1 protein-coding gene and 1 pseudogene are annotated in these 1974 nt (G+C 62.7%); both read left to right on the top strand.

The window, feature by feature from the left end:
• On the top strand, positions 1–112 hold a 112-nt coding region (locus EOA38_RS35100), incomplete at its 5' end, for a ribosomal protein L7/L12 (protein ID WP_145966240.1).
• A gap of 261 nt (positions 113–373) precedes the next feature.
• A pseudogene (locus EOA38_RS35095) lies at positions 374–1974 on the top strand (DNA-directed RNA polymerase subunit beta); the annotation flags it as partial.

The raw sequence follows: 1974 nt of genomic DNA, 5'->3' as shown, positions 1-1974 counted from the left end.
GGACCTGGTCGAGGCGGCTCCGAAGCCGGTCAAGGAAGGCGTTTCCAAGGCCGACGCCGACAAGTTCAAGGCTCAGCTGGAAGCAGCTGGCGCCAAGGTCGAGCTGAAGTAATAGGCGAGGGCGGACGGTCTCGCGCCGTCCGCCCCCTCCTTTGGCAAAGGGAGGCATGCGTTGCGCGAGACGTTTGAAAACCTCTTTCCTGAGGGCCGGAAGCGGCCTTCAGGAAACGGGTTTTCTCCCGTTTTAGCCGGCAGCCGCCAAGCGATTGGACAGGGCAGCCGGAAAACAGACAAGGGCAGCCGGCGAGGTGGCCCGTTGGTGCAAGGCGAACCGCGGCGAGGTTCGTCCCGAGTTTTGAGCTAAGGAGCGACGATGGCCCAGACCCAGACTTTCAATGGCCGCAGACGCGTACGCAAGTTCTTCGGAAAGATCCCGGAAGTTGCGGAGATGCCGAACCTTATCGAGGTTCAGAAGGCATCCTATGACCAGTTCCTGATGGTGGACGAGCCCAAGGGCGGGCGTCCTGACGAGGGACTGCAGGCCGTTTTCAAGTCGGTCTTCCCGATCTCCGATTTTTCCGGCTCCTCGATGCTGGAATTCGTGAAGTATGAGTTCGAAGGACCGAAATTCGACGTTGACGAATGCCGTCAGCGCGACCTGACCTATGCCGCGCCGCTCAAGGTGACGCTGCGCCTCATCGTGTTCGATATCGACGAGGACACCGGCGCGAAGTCGATCAAGGACATCAAGGAGCAGGACGTCTACATGGGCGACATGCCGCTCATGACGTCGAACGGCACCTTCATCGTCAACGGCACCGAGCGCGTCATCGTCTCGCAGATGCACCGCTCGCCGGGCGTCTTCTTCGACCATGACAAGGGCAAGTCGCACTCGTCGGGTAAGCTTCTGTTCGCCGCGCGCGTCATCCCCTATCGCGGCTCTTGGCTCGACATCGAGTTCGATTCCAAGGACGTCGTGCACGCCCGCATCGACCGCCGCCGCAAGATTCCGGTGACGTCGCTGTTGATGGCGCTCGGCATGGACGGCGAGGAGATCCTGTCGACCTTCTACAACAAGATCACCTACAAGCGCGCCGGCGACCACTGGCGCATCCCGTTCAACGTCGAGCGTTTCCGCGGCCTGAAGGCCGTCGGCGACCTGGTCGACGCCGACACCGGCGAGATCGTCGTCGAGGCCGGCAAGAAGATCACCGCCCGCCAGGCCCGCCAGCTCGGCGAAAAAGGCCTCAAGGCTATCAAGGCGACCGACGAGGACCTGCTCGGCAACTATCTGGCCGAGGACATCGTCAACTACGCCACCGGGGAGATCTTCCTCGAGGCCGGCGACGAGATCGACGACAAGACGCTGAAAGTGCTGCTCGGCACCGGCGAGGACGAGATCCAGATCCTGGATATCGACCACGTCAATGTCGGCGCTTACATCCGCAACACTTTGGCCGTCGACAAGAACGAGAGCCGCCAGGACGCGCTGTTCGACATCTACCGCGTCATGCGTCCGGGCGAGCCGCCGACGCTCGAGACCGCCGAAGCCATGTTCAACTCGCTGTTCTTCGACAGCGAGCGCTATGACCTGTCGGCCGTCGGCCGCGTCAAGATGAACATGCGCCTCGAGCTCAAGGCCGAGGACACCGTGCGCGTGCTGCGCAAGGAAGACATCCTGGCCGTGGTCAAGACGCTGGTGGAGCTGCGCGACGGCAAGGGCGAGATCGACGACATCGACAATCTCGGCAATCGCCGCGTGCGCTCGGTCGGCGAGCTGATGGAGAACCAGTACCGCGTCGGCCTGCTGCGCATGGAGCGCGCGATCAAGGAGCGCATGTCCTCGATCGAGATCGACACGGTCATGCCGCAGGACCTGATCAACGCCAAGCCGGCGGCCGCCGCCGTGCGCGAGTTCTTCGGCTCCTCGCAGCTGTCGCAGTTCATGGACCAGACCAACCCGCTGTCGGAGAT

The organism is Mesorhizobium sp. M1E.F.Ca.ET.041.01.1.1, from assembly GCF_003997355.1.
Classification (GTDB): domain Bacteria; phylum Pseudomonadota; class Alphaproteobacteria; order Rhizobiales; family Rhizobiaceae; genus Mesorhizobium.
Note: the sequence above shows the minus strand (reverse complement) of the source record. Positions and strands in the feature narration are given on the sequence as shown.